We start from the raw sequence: 19784 nt of genomic DNA, 5'->3' as shown, positions 1-19784 counted from the left end.
GCGCGTTACGTATTACGCAACGGTTCCGGCCTCCCGCGGTTGTCATCTCTCTCCCATGCCCGGGCGGTTTTGTGTCACCATCGGCGCGTGATCCCGATCCGCCCCGTATGCAAGATCCCCCAGCAGACGAATCGCTCCTCGATATCGCCGACCGCTCCCTCCAGAGCGTGTTCCTGGTGGATGCCACCGGGAGGATCCAATACGTCAACCGCCATTGCGCGGCCACCCTTGGCTATGCCGCATCCGACCTCACAGGCACGCGGATCCTTGATCTCGTGGCGCCGGACGACCGGGAAAGAACGCTGCGCGAAGCGCGTCAGGTGCTTGCGGGCAATCGCCGGGAAGGATTCGAGAATCGCTACCAGCATCGCAGTGGCGCAAACGTCCACTTCCGCTGGTCGGCGCGCTGGCTCGAAACCAACCAACTGCGCCTCGGGATAGCCCGCGACGTCACTGCGTCGCGGAAGACCCCGGGTAGCTTCCTGCTGCCCCAGGCGGTGGTTGCCGCGCTGGCTGCCCCGGAGTGCGAGGTGTTGTTCCAGCTGCTGACTTCCGCCTCCGAAAGGCAGATCGCCACCCGGACTGGCATGACGCTCGCCGAGGTGCGCACGCATGTCGGCAGCATCTATCGCAGGCTCGGGGTATCAGGACGCCTGGGACTGTTCAGCCTTTGCCTGGGCAGCTCCGAGTGGATGGGTAGCGGCAGCCGGTAAGGAGCGATGCCCTGTCAGTGGTCCAATGCCGGGACTTTGCTACCGGACGGTGACGGTACAAGACGAATTATTGTGCTGTCCGCTTCGTCGTTGATCAAATATCAGAACCCCATCCGTGTCGCGAGAAAGCTCCTCTGGCCTTAGTTTCTGAGTCTCCGTTGATTTGGTTGCGGTTCCGTAAAGCTCCACCTTGCCGGCTGAATTCCAGATTTGCAAATCCATCCGGCCAGTTGCAAATGTCATCGGGGTCGACCACCAATGCTCCTTCTGAAGATTGACGGTTTCCGCCGATAACGAGGCCGTTATCAGTACGTTATTGGGCCGAGAAGCTGACGCGAGGGCATTTTCTATATTTTCGGATTTTTGATTTGCCGTGGGGCTTTGAGAGGAATAGTCAAGATCAGGGGAAAAAATATCGCGGATTGCCAGGCCGTTGGCCATTGCGATCAACGCGTCGGGTTTGCTGATCGCCGCATATGCGGCACTCCCATCCTGTAGTACCTGCTTGCTTGCCACCACATAAGAAGGTGGATTTTTGTTGTCGGAGTATGGAGCAAGTGCAGCAGAGAGATCATCAAGCTTCGCCCTGAGCTCGCTGACTGCAGCCTTGACTCTTTTGATTTGTGCCAGTCTTACCTTGTTGTCTCGTAGCGTGTCAATTGAGAGAATCTCGAAATTGCACTCGGATTGGAGGATGGCTTCTTTTGGAACTACTGCCGGCGTCGTTGAAATTCCGTAATCAGAGCGGAACATCTTTGCGATTTGCACCGAGAACGAGATCACAGCTTGTGCCGTAGCAATGGCGCCAAGTGCAGCAAGCGGGAAGGCGAATGGATGAAGATCTCCATCCGCGGTCTCCCGTGGCTTTTTCGGGGTTAGCGTCGAAATTGACTTTTTGACGCTATCTATGAGGCTGGTAACGTAACTGTCCAGCAATGCCGCTTTGTCGGCCGCATCAAGTGGACTCTCTATTGTCGACACCCACTGCGTCTGCGATCCGGCGTCATGACGATAACGCCGAAAAGGCTCGCTGTTGCAGAGACAGGCTGCGGCGTCAGCCGCAGCCGCCCAGGATGCTTTTTGGGTTGCAAGCAGCGGAGGAAAGGAAACATTACTAACTGTTCCCGCCCTGGACAGATCGGAAGACAGCTTTTGCGTGTCGGAAATGATTTTCAACTGGTCGTAGCGGTTTTGCAGATCCAGGTTTTCCAGTTGAAGTCGCGCCTTTTCCTGCGCCAGATCGGCAGCGGTGTCCGCGAGCGCGGCCTGAGAGGCAACCAGGATGGCTAGTGCGACAACTGAGCGAGTGCTCAACGCCTTGGTATCGACGCGCTTCATTTTTCGCTCCCCTCTTTGTTCTTCACCTTTTTCACTTCTGAATGATTCTGGGATACAGAATTGATTCGGAAACTACCCCTGAAGAAGGGCGATCAGCTGGACTTTCGGCGCTTCCTTCCTTTGCGGCGTAACACGAGCGCAAAACCCGCAGCCAGCCCGGGACGACAGATGACGAGAATCCACGTCATGATCGTGCGCGCCACCGTCCCATGCACCCCCCTCATACCCCCAATGAAATCCCCCAATAAGCCGCCGTTGGCTACCCGATATCGGTCAAAACCCCATATCCCCGCCGTCTTCCACTTGTCATACTGCGCAGACAACCTCGCAGACCGGGCCCCGACAGTCCGGCAGACACAACAGGAGACTACGCATGCAACGACGGAAAATTCTTGGCCTTGCCCTGGCCGCTTCGGGCCTCACCCTCGCTCCCGCCGTGTTCACGGCCGCCCACGCCGCTGACGAATTTCCCACCCGGCCAATCCGCCTGATCGTCCCGTATGGCGCCGGCGGCGTGACCGACCAGGTGGCGCGCGCGCTGGCTGATGCGGCCGGGCGCGAACTGGGGCAGACCATCGTGGTGGAGAACAAGCCGGGGGTGAGCGGCACGCTGGGCGCCACGCAGATGGTCACGACCGAGCCCGATGGCTATACGCTGAGCATGGCGCCGGTGGTGATCTTCCGGCTGCCGCACGTGCAGAAGATGCGTTACGACCCGCTCAAGGACCTGACGTACGTGTCGATGATCGCGGACTACAACTTCGCGGTGGCGGTCAAGAAGGACGCCAAGTGGCAGACGATGCAGGAGCTGATTGCCGACGCCAAGGCTGACAAGAAGGGCATCAGCTACGGCACGACCGGCATCTACGGCAGCCAGCACCTGACGATCTCGGAGCTGGCGCGCGTGTCGCAGTCGAACTGGACCCACGTGCCCTACAAGGGCGACGCCGAGGCCATCACCGCGCTGCTGAGCGGGTCGTCAGACGTGGCCGTGCTGTCGAACACGCTGCTGCCCTATGTCCAGAACGGCCAGATGCGGGTGCTGGCGACGCTGTCCGAGAAGCGCGCGGCCGATTTCCCGAACGCGCCGACGCTCAAGGAAGTGGGCTATCCGGTCTGGTCGAACTCGCCGTTCGGGATCGTGGGGCCGGCCAACATGAAGCCGGCCGTGGTCAAGCGGCTCGACGACGCCTTCCGCAACGCGCTCAAGGACCCGAAATTCCTGAACGTGACGCGGCAGTTCGGCATGGACACCAACTACATGACGTCCGAGCAGTACGCGGCCTACGCCCAGAAGGCGTTCAAGTCCGAAGGCGAAATCATCGCGCGGCTGGCGGCGGCGATGAAGAACCAGTAACGCTATTTTTTTGGTGTTTCGACGATGGCGCCGGGGCAGGCGCCCTCGCCCACATGGGCGCCCGGCCCCTGCCCTGCCATCACGTCCTGCGGATTGCGCAGCGGACACGCCTTCAGCGACAGGCAGCCGCACCCGATGCAGCCGTCGAGCTGGTCGCGCAGCATGGTCAGCGCGCGGATGCGGGCATCGAGGTCGGTGCGCCACGAGGCCGACAGCCGCCGCCAGTCGGCGACCGTAGGCGCCTTGCCGGCCGGCAGCCGCGCGAAGGCGTCGGCAATCACGGCCAGCGGCACGCCCATGCGCTGGGCGATGCGCAGCACGGCCAGCCGGCGCAGGATGCCGCGCGGATAGCGGCGCTGGTTGCCGGCGCTGCGCGTGCTTGAAATCAATCCCTTTGATTCATAGAAATGGAGCGCCGACGCGGCCACGCCGCTGCGCTCCACCACCTCGCCGATGGTCAGGGGATCGCGGGCGCGCATCGGCCGGATGGGGGCAGGCTTGGTGGGGCGGCTCATGGCGGGATGATGTAGCGCAAGGAAAGCCCTTGCACCGCGCATGGTATCGCAACAAGACTTGACCTCAACCAAACTTGAGGTTTGACACTGGCGTCCTTCTTCCGATCGAAGTTCACCAAGGACCCTGCCATGTTGCTTGAGTCGCCGCGCGCGCCCTACCTGCAGTTCATGAATCCGCCCGATCTCTATGACCCCCGGCTCAACGGCTATTCGCACGTGTCGCTGGTCACGCGCCCGGCGAAGTTCATCTTCGCGGCCGGTCAGGGCGGCGAAGACATGTGCGGCGGCCTGCTGGCCGATTTCTCCTCACAGGTGAACCGGGCGCTGGCCAACCTGCGCGTGGCGCTGCAGGCCGGCGGCGCTGACATCCCCGACGTGGCCAAGATCACGGTGCTGATCGTCGACCATTCGATGGAACGGCTGGCAATCTTCACGCGGGCCTGGCAGGCACTGCTGGGCGACTGGCCGGCGCCGCCCTGCACGCTGATCCCGGTGCCACGGCTCGCGCTCGACGGCATGCTGTTCGAGATCGAGGCCGTGGCCGTGCTGCCCGACTGACGGCCGGGCGGCCGGGCGGCCGGGCGGCCGGGCGGCCGGGCAGACTCAGGGACGCTTGGCCGGGGCGGTCTTGGGCGCGGAGGCCGGATAGTCGTAGGTCTGGGCCGCCGAGGCGCCCTGGTTGACCGCCGGCTTGCTCTCGCGCCGCTGGCGGCTGCCGTCCTTGTAGACGCCAGTGGCCGGGGCGCCCGGCGCGACGTCCGATGCCGGGGTGCCCGGCGCACGGTTGTCCACCTTGGGTGTCGGGCCAGCCTGGGCCCACGCGGCCGCGCCGGCCAGCATCGACACCACGACAAAGGCGCTGCGGATGATCGGTTGTCGCATGGTTTTCTCCTCTCTGTCTGTCCTTCTGTCAGCGGAAACGGCGGTCAGGACCGGTTGTCGACCGGCGGTGCGTCGGGGTCGCGGTTGCCGGGATCGAGCAGGTCCTGGCTGCCGATGCCGGGCACGACCTCGCCGCGCTCCACGTCGCCGCGCGGTGTTTCCTGGCGTGCCGGACGGTCCACGTCCGAGGTATCGCGGCGCTCCGGCTGGCCGCTCCCTTCGTTGCGGGCCAGCGGCGACTCCGCACGCGGGTCGGGGCTGGCCTCGGCGCGATCCGGGTCCGACGGCTTGGCGTCGTTGGCGTCATGCGCGCGCCGGCGGTCTCGGTTGCGACGGCGGCGGGTTCCGGCGTAGGCGAATGGCATGGCATCTCCTTTCTCTTCAGACTTATGGTCGGACCTGGATATCGTTCTGCACGTCGTTGACGCCGAAGATGTCGTCGGCGATGTCCTCGATGCGGCGCTTCTGCTCACGGTTGCGCACGGTACCGGCCAGCGTGACGATGCCGCCGGTGACCGACACCTCCACCTCGCGCACGTCGAGGCTGCGGTACAGCGAGAGCCGCTCGCAGAGATCCTCCCGGATGCGGGTATCGGAGCGCTGGTAGCCCTTCGGACCCTTGCGTCTTTCGGCTTCCCGGCTGTGGCCGGTACCCTCGCCCAGATGCCGCGCCATGGCTGATCCGCCCGCCCCGCCATAGCCGCGGTTGAGGCTGGAGCGTTCCTCGGCCCCGGTGAAATGTTCGTAGGCGCGTCGCTCGGGATCGCCGGGGCCGGCCTGCCGCTCGTCGTCTTCGAGCCATTCGGTGGCGGCGGCGCGCTGCCAGGTCTGGTAGCTCTGCCAGGGCGGCGGCTCGAAGTCGGCCACGCCATATTCGCCCCGGTAATGCGTGCGCATGTCGGGCCGCTGGCTGCCCCGGCCATCGCCCGGTTCGTCCCAGGGCGGCCGGCCCTGGCCCAGTTCGTCGTCCTGGCTGCCGCGCTGCGAGGTCCACTCGCTGCCGCTGCCGCTGCCGCTGACGCGGTAGCCACCGGTGTAGCGACGGGGCAGCTCTTCGTACCCGCCATAGCCTGCGCCGCTCGAAACGGGACTTTCTTCACGACGGTCCCGGCTGTCTCGACTTCGAAAACGTGGGTCATCGTTTCGCATGGGTCTCTCCATGAGTCCGTGGAAGCTTCGCCCTCGGCCGCTGCAAGTTCCGTACCGCGCACCGCCACGCGTGGCAAGCGACACAGGAGACCGCCATGGTGTGAACTCCGGGATACCGATTTACACGGCGATATAAAAAGGTGCATCCGGCCGCCGCGCCGCTCCGGCAGCCCGCCAAGCGACCTGTAGTCAACGTCCTACATGCGTTTCAGGCATCGCCCCCGTGAGGCGCACGGAGGCTGCGCATATCGTGGAGACACCAATCACCCATTCCGGAGACGTACGATGAAACGCCTACTTGCCACGACCGCCATCGCCCTCGGTGCCGCGCTCACGCTGCCCGTGATGGCCCAGCAGACCCCGACCTCGCCGCAGTCGGCCACGCCGGGCACCCCGCCGACCCCTGAAGGCCCGAAGAACGCCAAGAGCGGCAGCATGTCCGGCTCGGCGGTGACGAACGACACCACGCATTCGGGCGCCACGGGCAGCGGCACGATGAACAAGGACAAGACCACGGGCGCGCGCCACAAGAAGCCGCGTGAGCAGGGTGCCGCCGCCACCGCGTCGCCGACCGCACCGTCGGGCCCGAAGGGCGACTCGCCGGATCCGGCGCCGGGCACCACCAAGTAACCGAAGCCCCCTGGCGGAGCTTCCCCCTCCAGCCGCGAATCCGTCTTTCCCTGGGGCCTTCCGGCCCTTGAGATTCGCGACGGCGCGCCGTACCCGGCCCTTGTGGCCGTGTGCGGCGCGTTTTTTGCGTGTGTTTTGCGTGTCTGGTCCGCAGCGGCACCAGCGAAGCGCGGCAAATTAACCACGCGCGCATATCGCTGCCTCGGATCGGCAATCTGCGTCGCCTAAAGTTAGGGTATGAACCGGAGGTGGAAATGAATGCGGAAAGGGATGCGGACATGGATGCGGAGCGGGATGCGCTGAATTCCACCCTCGCCAGGCTCAGCCTGCACGCCACGCAGTGCGCTGAAGCGCTGGTCGCCGTGGCCGCCGCCGCATCGGACCCGCAGATCCGCGCCGTGCTGGCGCACCGGGCCAACCTGCAGCGCTGCGCGGCCGCCGAACTGGCCGCGCGGGCGGGACCGCTCGATGGCACCACGCCCGCCGCTGGTCAGGCGCGGCGTCGCGACACGTTGCCGCCACCGGCCGAATCGGGCGAGTTGCCACTGCTGCGCTACGCGGCCCAGCACGCGGCGCGAGCCGCTGCCGCCTACGGCGAGGTGCTGCGCCAGCCGATGCGCGAGCCCGAACTGCGGCTGCTGCTGGCCCATTACTACCGGGGTGCCACGGAACTGCAGCGCCTGCTGGAACAGCGCGCCATGGAGTTCACGCCCTCGCGCATTGCCGGCATGGCGGCTCGGCGTCCGGCCCGGCCGATGCACTGACCAACTGCCGGGCCTACGCCTGGCGCTGGGCCGTCAACGCTTCCTGGGGCTTGTAGGGCCGGATCACGAGCGCCACGTAATCCTCGTCTTTTGGCGAAATTACGACGTAGACGAGCCCCGACATCACCAGCGCCACCTCGCCGATCTGCGAGGCCACGCGCGCCGCGATGAAGTATTGGAGCAGATGCGGGTCCACGTCGGCGTCGATGGCCTTGGCCACAGTAAAGATCGTCAGCAGGCATTGCTCGGCCGAGCGGCACACCACCACCACCTCGTCGAGCGCGTGTCCCGTGGGCGCGGCGCGGACCAGCACGGAGACCCCGGCACCCGGATGCGCGCGGTGCCAGCCCCCCTTGGCGCCGAACACCGGCAGGGCCAGCGTGGCGCCGCCCTCCTGGGCCACCGCGTTGAATTGCTGTGCGAATTCGCCGGGGCTGATGCCCAGCAGTTTTTTCTCGACCGGCGTGGAAGATACGGCCACCGATGACGCCAGGCTCAGGGTGACCAGAATGCTTGTCAGGTTCATCGCTTCCTCCCTCCGCACGATGCAGCCATGCCTCAGCAATTGCCGTTCCAGCCTCGCGCGGGCGCGGATACGGCCGTTGTGCCACGATGGTCCCCACCACCACTATAGGCGTGGCGCCCGGCCAGCGCAGGCTCCGGCGCCCACTGGCATGCAACTTGCCGCTCCGGTACCAACGCACCTCGCCACGAAAGGAGCCACCATGAGCAAGACCACCCGCACCACCCCGCCCGAAACCCCCGACGACACCGGCGCCAGCGATCCGCGCAGCATCCCGAGCACGCTCGACCCGAACCTCGACACCGAGAATCTCGACCTCGAACTCGACGATGACCTGAGCGACGTCGAACGCGAAGGCCGCGGCGGCACCGAAGACGTACTGCCGGAGGAAGAAATTTCCGAGGAAGTGCAGCGCGCGGCCGAGGAACTGCCGGCCGACACGCCGGTGGACCGCGCCGACCAGACCGACAAGCGCATGGAAAATCCGCCGAACGGCAGCGACCTGTAGATCACGGACCGCCCACCCCAAAAGACAACGCCCCGGAACATGCCGGGGCGTTGTCGTTTTCGACACAGGTGCCGCGCGATCTGGCGTTATTCCGATGCCAGCACGCCGTACGGACGCACCTGGATCTGGTTGATCACGTCGGTCACGCCATACGTGTCGTCCGCGATGTCCTCCACCGCATACTTGGTGCGCCGATTGTCAACGCTACCGGTCAACGTGACCACGCTGCCGCTGACCGACACGGTGACCTCGCTGACGTCGATGGCGGGCGCGTGCGCCAGCCGCTCGCAGACCTCCTCCTGCAACCGCGCATCGGAACGCTGGTAGTTCTTGGGCCCCGTGGGGCGGGCATAGCCATAGGCGCCGCGCGCCGGCGAATCTTTCTCGTGCACATGCGGGCGTTGCCGGAAGTTGCGGCCTGCCTCCACGCCGTAATCCTCATAGCCCGTACCCGAGCGAGCGCCGCGCGGGTCGCTGCGCAGGTACTCGCCGCCGCCCTGGCTGCCGAAGCGGCCACCGTTGCCGCGCCAGCCCTGATCGGCCGCTGATGTGCCCTCCTGCGCCGCGCGCAGTCCGGCCTGATAGCCATCTTCGTAACCGTTGCTGTAGGCGCTGACGTAACCCTGGCTGTGCGGCGAGCTTTCATCGAGTCGCTCTTCCTGCACGGACCGGCCCGGGTAGTAGACCGTGTTGCCCCCGGGGGCGCGCCTTCCGTAACCTTCCTCGAAGCCTCCGTAGCGCTGGTCCGGGCGGCGGCGGCGACCGTAGTCGTCTGATCGATTCATTGTCTTGCCTCCATCAACAGGGGCACGGCGGCCCCGACAAGACACGAGCGGCAAGTTTCATACCGATGCAAGAAGGCAGTCGATAACGGGCACTTCGCAGACGATGCCGTGCAGTTTCTACAAACCGTGCGCGCAGGTCTTGCGAGTGACGCCGGCTCCACCCATGAACGACACCGCCTCACGGCGACTTGCGCGCCCCCTGCATCGCGGCACTGTCCTCGCTCTGGGCAGTGACCAGGCGCAGGCCGCTCGCCACGGCAGCCGCGGCGGCAAAGCCGGCGCCCAGGCCAAGCGCCAGCGTCGGGCCGTGCTCGCCGGCCAGGCCGAAGCACAGTGCCACCAGCGCCGCGCCGGTGGCCTGGCCCAGCAGCCGTGCCGTGGCCACCACGCCACTGGCGCCGCCGGCCCGCTCGCGCGGCGCGCTGGCCATCAGCGCCTTGAGGTTTGGCGACTGGAAGAAGCCGAAGCCCGCGCCGCAGATCGCCATGCGGATGCCGATGTTCAGCGCGCTCGCGTCAGCCGGCATCATCGCCAGAGACGCCATGCCCACGGCCATGATCGCCAGCCCCACCCCGCCCAGCAGGCCGGGCGGATAGCGGTCGGACAGCCGACCCGCGAGCGGTGCCATCAGCGCCACCACGGCCGACCACGGCGTGAGCAGGAAGCCGGTCTCGATGGGGTCGCGCCCCAGCACATGCTCGAAATAGAACGGCAGCGAAACGAACGCCAGCCCCTGCGCCGCGAACGAGCACACGGCGGTGGCCGTGGACAGCGCGAACATGGGCCGCTTGAGCAGATCCACCGGCAGCATCGGTGCCGGATGGCCGCGCTCGCGCCGCAGCAGCAGCGTGAAGGCAATTGCAAACACGATCACGGCGCCAATCACGTACTCGGCCGGCTCACGCTGCACGCCCTCGCCCAGCGCGAAAATCAGCGCGGCAAAGGTGATGGCGTTGAGCACTGCCGCTACAGGATCGAACGGATGGGGGCTGCGCCTGGTCTGCGGCAGCGACGGCCAGGCAATGACCAGCGCCAGCAGGCCGATCGGCAGGTTGACCGCAAACAGCCACGGCCAGGGCCCGAAAGACAGGATCACCGACGCCACGGTGGGGCCCACGGCAAACGACACCCCGACGATCAGCGCATTGAGCCCCACCCCGCGCCCGAGCCGGTGAATCGGAAAAATCGCACTGATCAACGCCGTGTTCACACTCATGATGGCCGCCGCGCCCACGCCCTGCACCAGCCGCGCCACGGCCAGCGAGGGCAGCGACCACGCCATGGCGCAGATCACCGACGACACGATGAAGACCACCACCCCACCCAGATAGATGCGCCGATGCCCGACGATGCCGCCCAGCGCCGCGAACGGCAGCAACGTGGCCACCATGGCCAGTTGGTAGGCATTGATGATCCAGACCGAGGCGGCCGGGGTGCTGTTCAGGTCGGCGGCAATGTTTGGCAGCGCCGTGTTGGCAATGGCGGTGTCCAGCGTGGCCAGCGACACGGCAATCATGATGGCCGCCATCGCGCGCTTCTCGCGCGGCGTCATCGGCGCATCAGGGCCTTCGGGCGTGCTGGCGGGAACGGGGGCGGGCGTGGAACTGCTGGACGGCGGCGTGGCGGGGGTCTGCACGGTGTTCGATCCGGGGGCGGACGCGGCCCCGACAGGCCGGCACCGGCCCAGATCGTTGCAACGTCAATTAATCGTCAGATCGAGACAATACGACAAAACGCCGGAGCGCGCTGGCGCCCCGGCGAACCCGTGCGGCGTCAGTACCGCATCTGCACGTCGTCCACGCGCATGGTGCGCAGGTTGTACAGGCAGGTATAGCGGAACGCCATGGCCTGCTCGCTGGCATCGGGCTCGAACACGCCCTCGCCTGCCACCGAGGTCTGGTTGGCCGTCTGCTGCATGATGCGCTCGCGGTCCGGCATCATCATCACGCTGCCGGGCTGCGGATAGCGCGTCTTCACGGCATTGGCCACCACCTTCTCGCAGGCATTGCCGGCCGCTTCAAGTTGCGCGCGGCTCACGCCCGACTGCGGCGTGGAAAGGGTCGTGCCGGGCATGGTGGCCGGCGGCGGCGGCGGCACGCGCTGCGGTTGCGGCGGCGGCATCGGGGTACTGGCGCAGCCAGCGAGTACGGCGGCCAACAAGGCCAGCGCGGACGTACGGAAAGGGAGGAAACGTGGCATCGGGTCGTATCCGGAGTCGGTGGGAACCGTCGGAGGACGGGGGCGCGATCCCATCGACTCTATGCCAGAAATGCCTTTGGAGCAACCTGGCTGGCCGGCCCGCTGGGGCTCCGGAACGCAAAAAAGGCGCCGCAACCGCCAGGCTGCGACGCCATCAATGCCTGCGCGCGGAGTGGAGCACCGCGCCGGCCCCTCGCTTGTCGTTCTCCCCCCTGCTTTGTCAGAAAATGTGCCGCATACCCAGCGAGATACCGAGCTGGCCCTTTGCATCGGGCGTCTTGTAGTACACCTGCGATGTCGCCGGCAGGTAGCCCACCGACTGGCCGTTCGGCAGATAGGCGATGTTGTCCCAGTTCAGCGACGCGTTGCGCGCGTAATTGACCGCGAAGAACACATCGGTGCGCTTGGACAGGTTGTAGTCCGCCAGCGCCAGGAACTGCTGCGGATTCTTCGGGTTGGTGGTCACGCCAGCAATGCGCGCCGCCTTGATGTCGTCGTAGTACCACGCCAGCGACAGGCGCAGCGCGGCCGTGGCATCCCAGTTCACGCCGAGCCAGTACATGTCGTCGCGGTGCGGCAGCAGCGTGGGCGTGCCGGTGGCGGGCGCCACCGAATTGCCCCAGCGGTAGCCGGCCACCAGCTTGACCGGGCCCACGCGGTAGCTCGCGCCGGCCATCGCACGCATGTCGCGCCCGTAGTCGTTCGATCCCGAGGTGCCGGCGGCCTGCGCCGTGTTCAGCGTCTTGACCTCGTCGTAGGCGGCCGCCAGCCCCAGCGGGCCGCTGTTGTACGCCACGCCCACGCCGTAGGCCGAGCCCGCCGCGAAGGTGCCGGTCCGCTCGCCGAAGGACCAGTGCGCCATCGTCGTCACGGGGCCGAAGGTGCCCTGGTACTGCACCATGTTGTTCTCGCGGAAGTTCGGCCCGGCAATACCGACCACGGGCTCGAACTCGGGGGCGTACGCCACCGGCGTGAAGCTGCCCATCGTCAGGAACGCCGAGGTGTACTGGCGGCCGAACGTCAGCCTGCCGTAGCGGTGCTGCACGCCCACGAACGCCTGGCGGCCGAACAGCAGGCCGCCATTGCCCATCTTGCCGTCATCGGTGTTGAACTGGTTTTCGAGCGTGAAGATGGCCTTGAGCCCACCGCCCAGGTCTTCCACGCCGCGCAGGCCGAAACGCGACTGCGCGATGCCCGCCGAGGTCATCAGCGTGGCCGACCCGCTGCCCGGAGCCAGCACCCCGTTGCTGGTGTTCTGCACGTTGTTCACGTACTGGATGCTCGTGGTGACAACCCCGTAGAGCGTCACGGACGATTGCGCCCACGCGGCCGGCACAAGCAATGCGCCGGCAATGGCGGCGAACAGCGTCTTCTTCATGTGTTGGTTTCCGTGTTCTGGTGTGATGGCCCACGGCGCCAGCTGTCTCTCCTCCACCAGCGCCTGACATGCCGGAATTAATCTCTCGTATTAATTCGGCACGAAACGAAGGCTAACGGCATCCGCCAGTTCAGATAGTTAGGATTTTCCCCGAGATACACCGGAATTGGAGGTAATACGACATCGCCCCGATGTCTGACATCGGATTTTTCCGTATCCTTGCGAGGCTTTGCATTTTCGACAACGACAGGCTCACAGACAGGCTCACGAAGCCGGCCCCCAGACGCCCATGAAGCTCAAGCAAGCACGCGCCCTGATTGCGGATGCGCCACAGCCGTCGGCCCCAGCCAGGCCCCGCCGGGCCACCCCCGCCGCGCGGCCCGCGTCGCCGGCCGATGCCGCCGCCCCCGCCCCCGATGCCGGCGAAGCCCTGACCGACACCGCCCAGCGCATCCTCGAAATAGCCGAACGGCTATTTGCCGAGCAGGGTGTCGAGCAGGTGCCGCTGCGCCAGATCGTGGTGGAAAGCGGCCAGCGCAACCGCTCGGCGCTGCACTATCACTTTGGCTCGCGCGAGGCGCTGGTCAGCCACCTGCTGAACCGGCGGCTGCACGAGGTGAACCGCGTGCGCCATCGCTACCTCGACGAACTCGAAGCCAGCGGCCGCCCCATCGACATCCACGCCGTGGTGCAGGCCACCGTCTATCCATTGGTCGAAGTCGTCCTGCAGACCAGCTGGGGCACCAACTACCTGCAGGTGCTGGCGCAGACCACGTTCAGCCCGGCGCTGCTCAACAAGGGACTCGTCGACAAGACTGCCATGAGCGCGCTCTACCGCGTGCGCGACCATATCCACGCCCTGCTCCCCGGCATGCCGCGCGACGTGCTGCGACTGCGGATGATCTGGTTCATGGACACCGTGGTCTACTCGCTGGCCCACTGGGTACGGGAGCGCGGCAAGCGCAACCGCGCCGCGCCGCCGGTGGAGGAACTGGTCGATTTCTGTGCGGCAGCGCTGGAGGGGCCGCGGAAGCCCGGATGACCGCTGGTTTGCTCCCCTCTCCCGCCACGCGGGAGACGGGCCGGGAGTGAGGGCGGGCGGTACGAATTGCCGACCATCTCGCATGGCAACCGCCCGCCCTCACCCTAACCCTCTCCCGCAAGCCGGAGAGCGGACTGGTCCGTGGTCACCGCCGCCGTCCGCGCCAACACCGGCACCAGCGCCGCCCCCGTATGGCTTGCCGCGATCCGCGACAGTGCCTCCGGGTCGGCCGCGCCAACGATCGTGCCGCCCTGGGAGCCGCCTTCCGGTCCCAGGTCGATGATCCAGTCCGCCTCGGCGATCACGTCGAGGTCGTGTTCGATCACCACCACGCTATGGCCGCCGTCCGTCAGCCGGTGCAGCACGCGGATCAGCCGCGCCACGTCGGCCATGTGCAGGCCGACGGTCGGCTCGTCGAGCACGTAGAGCGTATGCGGCGCCTTCTGGCCCCGGCGCGTGATGTCGTCGCGCACCTTCGACAGTTCGGTCACCAGCTTGATCCGCTGCGCCTCGCCGCCCGACAGCGTCGGCGACGGCTGCCCCAGCGTCAGGTAGCCCAGTCCCACGTCCTTCATCAACTGCAGCGGATGGCCGATCTGCGTGATGGCCGAGAAGAACTCCACGGCCTCGTCGATCTCCATCGTCAGCACGTCGCCGATGTTCTTGCCGCGCCATGTCACTGCCAGCGTTTCCGGGTTGAAGCGCTGGCCATGGCAGACGTCGCACGGCACCTTCACATCGGGCAGGAAGCTCATGCCGATGGTCCGCACGCCCTGCCCTTCGCAGGCCGGGCAGCGGCCATCGCTGGTATTGAACGAGAACCGCGACGCCGTATAGCCGCGCGCCTTGGCCTCCAGCGTATCGGCAAACAGCTTGCGGATCGCGTCCCAGACGCCGATATAGGTCGCCGGGCACGAGCGCGGCGTCTTGCCGATCGGCGTCTGGTCCACTTCCAGCACGCGGTCGATGGTCTCCCAGCCCGTGATCCCCTCGCAGCCGTGCCAGGCGTGTTCCACGCTCAGCGCCCTGGTCGCGGTGGGCTTGCCGGCCTTCTCGGCGGCCGCCCGCGCCCGGCGCGTGGCCGGCGACGACATCACCGAGCGGCCCACCGCGTCGAGCAGGTTGGCCATCAGCACATCACGCGCCAGCGTCGACTTGCCCGACCCCGACACCCCGGTGATCGCCACCAGCCGCGCCAGCGGAATCCGTGCCGTGACATGGCGCAGGTTGTGCAGGTGCGCGCCCTGCACCGTCAGCCACTGTTCCGGCTCGGCCGCCTTGCCGGCCCGCGCCGGCCGTACCGGGCGGCGTTCCTGCAACGGATGGACGATCGGATTGGCCAGGAAGCGGCCGGTCGTCGAATCCGCCGCCGCGGCCAGCGTATCGACGCCGCCCTCGGCCACCAGCCGCCCCCCGCGCTTGCCCGCCCCGGGGCCGATGTCGATGATGTGGTCGGCGCGCCGGATCGTGTCCTCGTCGTGCTCCACCACCACCAGCGTGTTGCCCTTGTCGCCGAGCTTGCGCAGCGCGTCGAGCAGAATCTGGTTGTCGCGCGGATGCAGGCCGATGGTCGGCTCGTCCAGTACGTAGCAGACGCCCTGCAGGTTGCTGCCAAGCTGCGCGGCCAGCCGGATACGCTGTGCCTCGCCCCCCGACAGGCTCGGCGCGGCACGATCCAGGCTCAGGTAGCCCAGCCCCACCTCCTCCAGGAATTGCAGGCGGCTGGCGATCTCGGTCACCACGTCGCGGGCAATGTCGGCCTCGCGGCCAGCCAGCGTCAGGCCGTCCACCCACCGCCGCGTGTCCGATACGGTCCACTGGGCCACATCGGAAATCGCGTGCGCATCGAACGTGACGGCCCGCGCCGCCGGATTCAGCCGCGTGCCATGGCAGTCCGGGCACGGCGTATCGCCCACGCCCTCGGGCTCCTGTTCCTCGGAAGGCAGGCTCTGTTCGCGGCCCCGGTCGTCGCCGCCCAGCACCGTGTCGTCATAGACCGCGCGCTGTTCGCCGGTCAGCGCCAGCCCCGTGCCCACGCAGGTGCCGCACCAGCCGTGCTTGCTGTTGTACGAGAACATGCGCGGGTCGAGTTCCGGGTAGCTCGTGCCGCACACCGGGCAGGCGCGCTTGGTGGAAAACACCACTGTCTCGCACTCATGCGTCTCGCCGCACTGCATCGCGTCGCGCAGCCCATCGAGCGGCGCCAGCAGGTGCATCACGCCCTTGCCGGCTTCGAGCGTCTGGTCGAGCAGCGCACGCAGCGCCGCCTCGTTATCTGGAGAAACTACGATGTCGCCCACCGGCAATTCGATCGTGTGCTCGCGGAAACGGTCCAGGCGCGGCCACGGATCGACCAGCAGGAACTCGCCATCCACGCGCAGATGAGTATTGCCGCGCGCCTTGGCCCATTTCGCCAGATCGGTGTAGACGCCCTTGCGGTTCACCACCAGCGGCGCGAGCAATCCCACGTGCTGGCCGCGATAGTCGCGCAGCAACTGCGCGGCAATCGACGCCGGGCTCTGCGAGGTCACCGGCGCGCCGTCGTGGACGCAATGCTGGATACCAAGCTTGACGTAGAGCAGGCGCAGGAAATGCCAGACCTCGGAGGTCGTCGCCACGGTACTCTTGCGTCCGCCGCGCGACAGCCGCTGCTCGATCGCCACGGTCGGCGGAATGCCGTACACGGCGTCCACTTCGGGCCGCCCCGCCGGCTGCACGATCGACCGGGCATAGGCGTTCAGCGATTCCAGATAACGGCGCTGCCCCTCGTGGAACAGGATGTCGAACGCCAGCGTCGACTTGCCCGAGCCTGACACCCCCGTGATCACGTTGAACTTGCCGTGCGGAATATCGACGTTGAGCGCCTTCAGGTTGTGTTCGTGGGCATTGACGATGCGCACCACGCCTTCGCCCTCGACCGCCCGGCGCGCCCGCGCCGCCTGGATGGCGGTCTGCAGCGGCTTGCCCTCGGCGTCGGCCGCCTGCTCCGCGGCCAGCGTGCCGTCCCCGAGCGCCTTGTCGTAGGCGATCAACGCGTGGCCGGTATACGAGTTCGCGCAGCCCTTGACGTCTTCGGGCGTGCCCTCGCACAGCAGTTCGCCGCCCCCATCGCCGCCTTCCGGCCCGAGGTCGATGATCCAGTCCGAGGCCCGGATCACATCGAGGTTGTGCTCGATCACGATCAGCGAATGCCCGCCGTCGAGCAGCTTGCCGAACGCGCGCATGAGCTTGGCGATGTCATCGAAATGCAGGCCGGTAGTCGGCTCGTCGAACATGAACAGCCGCTTGGGCAGCACCACCGCCTTGCGGTTCTTCACCGGCTGCGCCGCCGCCGTCTCGGCCAGGAAGCCGGCCAGCTTCAGGCGCTGCGCCTCGCCACCCGACAGCGTCGGCACGGGCTGGCCCAGTTTCACGTATTCCAGACCCACATCGGCGATCGGGGCCAGCACGCGCAGCACCGGACCATCGCCCTCGAACAGCGCCGTGGCCTCGCTGACCGTCAGTTCCAGCACATCGGCCACGCTGAGCTGGCGCGGGGCCTGGCCGCGTGCGGCCCGCTCGATCCTGACCTCCAGCACTTCGGCGCGATACCGGGTGCCGTCGCAGTCGGGGCAGCGCAGGTAGACGTCCGACAGGAACTGCATTTCCACGTGCTCGAACCCCGAGCCGCCGCAGGTGGGGCAGCGCCCGTCGCCAGAGTTGAAGCTGAAGGTCCCCGCCGTATAGCCGCGTTGCAGTGCCAGCGGCGCCTTGGCGAACAGCTTGCGGATCTCGTCGAAGGCCCCGACATAGCTGGCCGGATTCGACCGCGCGGTCTTGCCGATCGGCGACTGGTCCACGAAGACCACGTCATCCACCTGCTCGGCGCCGATCAGGTCGCGGAACGCGCCCGGCGATTCGGTCGCCTTGCCAAAATGGCGCGCCAGCGCCGGATAGAGCACATCCTGCAGCAGCGTGGACTTGCCCGAACCGGACACGCCTGTCACGCAGACCAGCCGGTTCAGGGGGATGCCGACCGTCACGTCCTTGAGGTTATGCTCGCTCGCGCCTTCCAGCGTCAGGCGCGGCGTGGCCGCGTCCACCGGCCGGGATTGCCAGTCGGACGCGTCGGTCACGCGGCGGCGCCCGCCAAGGTAGTCGCCGGTCAGCGTGCGTTCCTTGCGGATCGCGTCCGGCGAGCCGTCGAAAATGATCTCCCCGCCACGCTCGCCCGGCCCCGGGCCCATGTCGATCAGGCGGTCTGCCGCCAGCATCACCGACGGATCGTGTTCCACCACCACCAGCGTATTGCCGGCATCGCGCAGCCGGTGCATCGCCTCGACGATCCGGTTCAGGTCGCGCGGATGCAACCCGATGCTGGGCTCGTCCAGCACGAACAGCGTGTTGACCAGCGACGTGCCGAGCGCGGTGGTGAGGTTGATCCGCTGCACCTCGCCACCGGACAGCGTGCGGCTCTGGCGGTCCAGGGTCAGGTAGCCCAGACCCACGTCGCACAAATACTTCAGTCTCGTGCGCACTTCGGCCAGCAGCAGCTTGAGCGCGTCATCGAGCAGCGCGCTCGACAGCGTCAGGTCGTCGAAGAAGCGGCGGATGCGCGCAATCGGCATCAGCATCAGGTCGTGGACGGTCAGGCCCGGCAGGGCTTCGAGCTGGCTGCGGTCCCAGTCCACGCCACGCGGCAGGAAGCGGGCGGCCGGTGCCAGCACCGTATCGGCGTTGTCCTTGCTGCCCAGGCGCCACAGCAGCGCCTCTGTCTTCAGCCGCGCGCCGCCACAGGTTTCGCACGGCGTGTAGCTGCGGTACTTCGACAGCAGCACGCGGATGTGCATCTTGTATGCCTTGGACTCCAGATAGCTGAAGAACCGCATCACGCCGTACCACTGCTTGTTCCACTGGCCGGTCCAGTCCGGCGAGCCGTGGATCACCCAGTGCTGCTCAGCCTCGCTGAGCTGGTTCCACGCCAGATCGCGTGGAATGCCGGCCTTGGCCGCGTAGCGCATCAGGTCGTCCTGGCACTCTTTCCACGCCGGCGTCTGCATCGGCTTGATCGCGCCATCGCGCAGCGACTTGCGGCCATCGGGAATCACCAGCCCGAGGTCGACGCCGATCACGCGTCCGAAACCCCGGCATGTCTCGCACGCGCCGTAGGCCGAGTTGAACGAGAACAGCGCCGGCTGCGGATCGGCGTAGCGGATATCGCTTTCCGGGCTGTGCAGGCCGGTCGAGAACTTCCAGACCGGGCCGTCGCCCTCGTCCGTCACCACCTGCACGCTGACGCGGCCGCTGCCACGCTTGAGTGACGCTTCGATCGCTTCCAGCGCCCGTGCTTTCTCGACGTTGCCGACGCGGAACCGGTCTGCCACCACGTCGAGCACCTTTCGCCGGCCCGTGGCCGATTCCACGATCCGCTGGCCGTGCACCCGCGTGTAGCCGCTGACCGACAGCCACTGCTCGACCTCGGCTTCCGTGGCGGATTCGGGCAATTCGACCGGAAACGTCACCACCAGCCGCGCGTCGGCAAACGGCTGCCCGGCCGCCGTGCGGGCCAGCAGCTCGGTATAGATCGTCTCGGGGGAATCGTGCCGCACCGGCAGCGCGGTCTGGCGGTCGAACAGCTCGGCCGCGCGCGCGTAGAGCAGCTTCAGGTGATCGTTCAGCTCGGTCATCGTGCCGACCGTCGACCGCGAGCTGCGCACCGGATTGGTCTGGTCGATGGCAATCGCCGGCGGCACGCCATCCACCTTGTCGACCTGCGGCCGGTCCATGCGGTCCAGGAACTGGCGCGCATAGGCACTGAACGTCTCGACATAGCGCCGCTGCCCCTCGGCGTACAGCGTGTCGAACACCAGACTCGACTTGCCCGATCCCGACGGACCAGTGACCACGGTCATCTGCCCCGTGTGCAGGTCCAGGTCAACGTTCTTGAGATTGTGCTGACGGGCACCGCGAATGCGGATCGTGCCGGAATCTGACAATTTCTTGCCTCGAATCAATAGGTTGA

At 66.8% G+C, this 19784-nt stretch carries 18 protein-coding genes; 7 read left to right on the top strand and 11 right to left on the bottom strand.

The genetic code is table 11. The annotated features are described in order from the left end of the window. The first annotated feature begins 107 nt into the window (after positions 1 to 107). Positions 108 to 713 carry a PAS domain S-box protein gene (locus tag EV147_RS11310; protein ID WP_130391290.1) on the top strand — a complete coding sequence of 202 codons (606 nt, stop codon included), beginning with the start codon at positions 108 to 110 and terminating at the stop codon, positions 711 to 713. Between the two features lie 39 nt (positions 714 to 752). Here the strand turns inward: EV147_RS11310 and EV147_RS11305 are convergent, their stop codons facing one another. Then, positions 753 to 2051 carry a hypothetical protein gene (locus tag EV147_RS11305; RefSeq protein WP_130391289.1) on the bottom strand — a complete coding sequence of 433 codons (1299 nt, stop codon included), beginning with the start codon at positions 2049 to 2051 and terminating at the stop codon, positions 753 to 755. 373 nt (positions 2052 to 2424) lie between these two features. Here EV147_RS11305 and EV147_RS11300 point away from each other — a divergent pair, with 373 nt between their 5' ends. Continuing rightward, positions 2425 to 3408 (top strand): tripartite tricarboxylate transporter substrate binding protein, encoded by a 984-nt coding sequence (locus EV147_RS11300; protein WP_130391288.1) that lies wholly within the window; start codon positions 2425 to 2427, stop codon positions 3406 to 3408. Positions 3409 to 3410: 2 nt separating this feature from the next. On the opposite strand, the gene soxR is transcribed toward EV147_RS11300, so the two are convergent. Further along, positions 3411 to 3923: a redox-sensitive transcriptional activator SoxR gene (gene soxR, locus EV147_RS11295; protein WP_130391287.1), complete on the bottom strand. Its 513-nt coding sequence runs from the start codon at positions 3921 to 3923 to the stop codon at positions 3411 to 3413. Positions 3924 to 4052: 129 nt separating this feature from the next. On the opposite strand from soxR, the gene EV147_RS11290 reads away from it, so the two are divergent. Then, entirely contained in the window at positions 4053 to 4481 is a 429-nt protein-coding gene (locus EV147_RS11290) for a RidA family protein (protein WP_130391286.1), read from the top strand. A 45-nt stretch (positions 4482 to 4526) separates the two neighbouring features. On the opposite strand, the gene EV147_RS11285 is transcribed toward EV147_RS11290, so the two are convergent. The 3 genes from EV147_RS11285 to EV147_RS11275 are packed head-to-tail and all read right to left on the bottom strand — an operon-like array spanning position 4527 to position 5954. Continuing rightward, positions 4527 to 4805, bottom strand: a complete 279-nt coding sequence (locus EV147_RS11285) for a hypothetical protein (protein ID WP_235844687.1) — start codon at positions 4803 to 4805, stop codon at positions 4527 to 4529. Between the two features lie 44 nt (positions 4806 to 4849). Beyond that, positions 4850 to 5170: a hypothetical protein gene (locus EV147_RS11280; RefSeq protein WP_130391285.1), complete on the bottom strand. Its 321-nt coding sequence runs from the start codon at positions 5168 to 5170 to the stop codon at positions 4850 to 4852. Between the two features lie 22 nt (positions 5171 to 5192). After that, entirely contained in the window at positions 5193 to 5954 is a 762-nt protein-coding gene (locus tag EV147_RS11275) for a BON domain-containing protein (protein ID WP_235844686.1), read from the bottom strand. A 285-nt stretch (positions 5955 to 6239) separates the two neighbouring features. Between EV147_RS11275 and EV147_RS11270 the strand changes: the two genes are divergently transcribed. Then, entirely contained in the window at positions 6240 to 6584 is a 345-nt protein-coding gene (locus EV147_RS11270; protein ID WP_130391283.1) for a hypothetical protein, read from the top strand. A 254-nt stretch (positions 6585 to 6838) separates the two neighbouring features. Next, the gene (locus tag EV147_RS11265) at positions 6839 to 7348 is read left to right on the top strand and encodes a hypothetical protein (protein WP_235844685.1); all 510 of its coding nucleotides are present in this window, start codon (positions 6839 to 6841) and stop codon (positions 7346 to 7348) included. 13 nt (positions 7349 to 7361) lie between these two features. On the opposite strand, the gene EV147_RS11260 is transcribed toward EV147_RS11265, so the two are convergent. Further along, positions 7362 to 7874, bottom strand: a complete 513-nt coding sequence (locus EV147_RS11260; protein WP_130391282.1) for a malto-oligosyltrehalose synthase — start codon at positions 7872 to 7874, stop codon at positions 7362 to 7364. Between the two features lie 199 nt (positions 7875 to 8073). Between EV147_RS11260 and EV147_RS11255 the strand changes: the two genes are divergently transcribed. After that, on the top strand, positions 8074 to 8379 hold the full coding sequence (locus tag EV147_RS11255; protein ID WP_130391281.1) for a hypothetical protein: 306 nt from the start codon (positions 8074 to 8076) through the stop codon (positions 8377 to 8379). Between the two features lie 86 nt (positions 8380 to 8465). Here EV147_RS11255 and EV147_RS11250 read toward each other — a convergent pair whose 3' ends face one another. The 4 genes from EV147_RS11250 to EV147_RS11235 form a co-directional block, all read right to left on the bottom strand. Continuing rightward, positions 8466 to 9164: a BON domain-containing protein gene (locus EV147_RS11250; protein WP_130391280.1), complete on the bottom strand. Its 699-nt coding sequence runs from the start codon at positions 9162 to 9164 to the stop codon at positions 8466 to 8468. A 178-nt stretch (positions 9165 to 9342) separates the two neighbouring features. Next, the gene (locus EV147_RS11245; RefSeq protein ID WP_130391750.1) at positions 9343 to 10716 is read right to left on the bottom strand and encodes an MFS transporter; all 1374 of its coding nucleotides are present in this window, start codon (positions 10714 to 10716) and stop codon (positions 9343 to 9345) included. 221 nt (positions 10717 to 10937) lie between these two features. Next, the gene (locus EV147_RS11240; RefSeq protein ID WP_130391279.1) at positions 10938 to 11363 is read right to left on the bottom strand and encodes a short-chain fatty acid transporter; all 426 of its coding nucleotides are present in this window, start codon (positions 11361 to 11363) and stop codon (positions 10938 to 10940) included. Between the two features lie 220 nt (positions 11364 to 11583). Then, the gene (locus EV147_RS11235; RefSeq protein WP_130391278.1) at positions 11584 to 12741 is read right to left on the bottom strand and encodes a porin; all 1158 of its coding nucleotides are present in this window, start codon (positions 12739 to 12741) and stop codon (positions 11584 to 11586) included. A 289-nt stretch (positions 12742 to 13030) separates the two neighbouring features. On the opposite strand from EV147_RS11235, the gene EV147_RS11230 reads away from it, so the two are divergent. Next, on the top strand, positions 13031 to 13783 hold the full coding sequence (locus EV147_RS11230; RefSeq protein WP_130391277.1) for a TetR/AcrR family transcriptional regulator: 753 nt from the start codon (positions 13031 to 13033) through the stop codon (positions 13781 to 13783). Positions 13784 to 13887: 104 nt separating this feature from the next. On the opposite strand, the gene uvrA is transcribed toward EV147_RS11230, so the two are convergent. Beyond that, entirely contained in the window at positions 13888 to 19758 is a 5871-nt protein-coding gene (gene uvrA / locus EV147_RS11225) for an excinuclease ABC subunit UvrA (RefSeq protein ID WP_130391276.1), read from the bottom strand. Between the last annotated feature and the right edge of the window lie 26 nt (positions 19759 to 19784).

Source organism: Cupriavidus agavae (genome assembly GCF_004217045.1).
GTDB classification, from domain to species: Bacteria; Pseudomonadota; Gammaproteobacteria; order Burkholderiales; family Burkholderiaceae; genus Cupriavidus; species Cupriavidus agavae.
Note: the sequence above shows the minus strand (reverse complement) of the source record. Positions and strands in the feature narration are given on the sequence as shown.

Coding starts and splice junctions, on each gene's coding strand:
- EV147_RS11310 (WP_130391290.1), top strand. CDS start 108: ATGCAAGATCCCCCAGCAGACGAATCGCTCCTCGATATCGCCGACCGC.
- EV147_RS11305 (WP_130391289.1), bottom strand. CDS start 2,051: ATGAAGCGCGTCGATACCAAGGCGTTGAGCACTCGCTCAGTTGTCGCA.
- EV147_RS11300 (WP_130391288.1), top strand. CDS start 2,425: ATGCAACGACGGAAAATTCTTGGCCTTGCCCTGGCCGCTTCGGGCCTC.
- soxR (WP_130391287.1), bottom strand. CDS start 3,923: ATGAGCCGCCCCACCAAGCCTGCCCCCATCCGGCCGATGCGCGCCCGC.
- EV147_RS11290 (WP_130391286.1), top strand. CDS start 4,053: ATGTTGCTTGAGTCGCCGCGCGCGCCCTACCTGCAGTTCATGAATCCG.
- EV147_RS11285 (WP_235844687.1), bottom strand. CDS start 4,805: ATGCGACAACCGATCATCCGCAGCGCCTTTGTCGTGGTGTCGATGCTG.
- EV147_RS11280 (WP_130391285.1), bottom strand. CDS start 5,170: ATGCCATTCGCCTACGCCGGAACCCGCCGCCGTCGCAACCGAGACCGC.
- EV147_RS11275 (WP_235844686.1), bottom strand. CDS start 5,954: ATGCGAAACGATGACCCACGTTTTCGAAGTCGAGACAGCCGGGACCGT.
- EV147_RS11270 (WP_130391283.1), top strand. CDS start 6,240: ATGAAACGCCTACTTGCCACGACCGCCATCGCCCTCGGTGCCGCGCTC.
- EV147_RS11265 (WP_235844685.1), top strand. CDS start 6,839: ATGAATGCGGAAAGGGATGCGGACATGGATGCGGAGCGGGATGCGCTG.
- EV147_RS11260 (WP_130391282.1), bottom strand. CDS start 7,874: ATGAACCTGACAAGCATTCTGGTCACCCTGAGCCTGGCGTCATCGGTG.
- EV147_RS11255 (WP_130391281.1), top strand. CDS start 8,074: ATGAGCAAGACCACCCGCACCACCCCGCCCGAAACCCCCGACGACACC.
- EV147_RS11250 (WP_130391280.1), bottom strand. CDS start 9,164: ATGAATCGATCAGACGACTACGGTCGCCGCCGCCGCCCGGACCAGCGC.
- EV147_RS11245 (WP_130391750.1), bottom strand. CDS start 10,716: ATGACGCCGCGCGAGAAGCGCGCGATGGCGGCCATCATGATTGCCGTG.
- EV147_RS11240 (WP_130391279.1), bottom strand. CDS start 11,363: ATGCCACGTTTCCTCCCTTTCCGTACGTCCGCGCTGGCCTTGTTGGCC.
- EV147_RS11235 (WP_130391278.1), bottom strand. CDS start 12,741: ATGAAGAAGACGCTGTTCGCCGCCATTGCCGGCGCATTGCTTGTGCCG.
- EV147_RS11230 (WP_130391277.1), top strand. CDS start 13,031: ATGAAGCTCAAGCAAGCACGCGCCCTGATTGCGGATGCGCCACAGCCG.